This window comes from Acinetobacter sp. 1566109 (assembly GCF_000582255.1).
Lineage (GTDB): Bacteria > Pseudomonadota > Gammaproteobacteria > Pseudomonadales > Moraxellaceae > Acinetobacter > Acinetobacter nosocomialis.
In genome coordinates, this window is sequence record NZ_JEYB01000181.1 from 1 (window position 1) to 1,330 (window position 1,330).

The 1,330-nt window shown below is 36.1% G+C and carries 2 protein-coding genes and 2 tRNA genes; 2 read left to right on the forward strand and 2 right to left on the reverse strand.

Annotation, left to right across the window (positions count from 1 at the left end; genetic code table 11):
• The first annotated feature begins 177 nt into the window (after positions 1-177).
• Positions 178-405, forward strand: coding sequence for a helix-turn-helix domain-containing protein (locus tag J582_RS25240; protein ID WP_004674114.1), 228 nt, complete (start codon positions 178-180; stop codon positions 403-405).
• A gap of 324 nt (positions 406-729) precedes the next feature.
• Here J582_RS25240 and J582_RS25245 read toward each other — a convergent pair.
• Positions 730-805, reverse strand: a tRNA-Gly gene (locus tag J582_RS25245).
• A 45-nt stretch (positions 806-850) separates the two neighbouring features.
• Positions 851-926, reverse strand: a tRNA-Gly gene (locus J582_RS25250).
• A 230-nt stretch (positions 927-1,156) separates the two neighbouring features.
• Here J582_RS25250 and J582_RS25255 point away from each other — a divergent pair.
• On the forward strand, positions 1,157-1,330 hold a 174-nt coding region (locus J582_RS25255; protein ID WP_032048931.1), incomplete at its 3' end, for a BolA family protein.

The window sequence follows — 1,330 nt, forward strand, 5'->3', positions numbered from 1 at the left end:
GTACGAGCGTCGTACTGGATTTTTTCAGCCAGTTGCTGGGCTGTGAGATAGGTATATGACATAATTGTATTCCTAGCGTAATTCATCGGATGTAAGGAATTTTTCATCCTTAGACCTAAAATAACCTCAAATTTAATTAAATGCAATTAAATTTTCATTGTATTAGAGGAAAAATTAATGGTTATTTGTAAGCTACCAATATTGTTGGCTGAAAGAAAAATGCGTGTAGCTGACTTAATTCGTGGTACAGGCATTAATAAGACAACTTTGCATAAGCTTTATAATGGCGAATTGACTCGAATTGATTTGGAGACCATCGATCGAATTTGTGATTATTTGGATGTACAGGTAGGGGATTTATTTGTTTTTGAAAAAGACAATAAAGAACAATCTGTTAGTAAGTAGTTTGGTCACAAATGGTCACATCAAAAAGTGAAATGGCCACAAATTATTGATCATTTGGTAAAAAATACCTTGTTTGGAAGAGAACAGGGTGATTTTTTGCCTTCAAAAAAGCTCTGAAAGTGGTGATCGATTGAGGACATTTAAGGTCAATTAAGACCATTTTTATTGTCGTGGGCACGCCATGGTCACATCTTGGTCACAAAATACAAATTACATTAAGAATATTTTTTATTGAATTGAATCACAAAGGAAGGCGGAATTTTCAAAAATATAATAAAATCAAAAAGAAAAAAGCCCTAATCTTTCGATTAGGGCCTTAGAATTTGGAGCGGGAAACGAGACTCGAACTCGCGACCCCAACCTTGGCAAGGTTATGCTCTACCAACTGAGCTATTCCCGCATATATGAGCAGTTTTTACTAAAACTTTCTCAAAAAAAACCAATTTGGAGCGGGAAACGAGACTCGAACTCGCGACCCCAACCTTGGCAAGGTTATGCTCTACCAACTGAGCTATTCCCGCGTGCCGCTTATAATACATTAAGCAAAACAAGGGTCAACAACTTTATGCAAATAATTATGCTGATTGCATAAAATAAAAACAGAAATGAGCATTTAGAGTTATTTTTATTGATAAGTTGCCGAATAAATAGACATTTTGTTTGAAGTCAAAGCGTACAAGAGCAACTTTTGTTTGTGTGTAGACAGGGTATACTAGGTCTAAATATACGAATAATCGTAAAAGGAAAAGCTATGAGCCTTGAACAACAGTTGATTGAACGGTTACAAACCCTTGCACCTAGCCATTTGGAAGTCATTAATGAGTCTGCTGGCCACGGTGGATATTTTCCAGGTAAAGAATCACATTTTAAAGTGATTGTAGTGAGTGAAGAGTTTAACGGCTTGCGTTTGGTTCAACGTCATCAA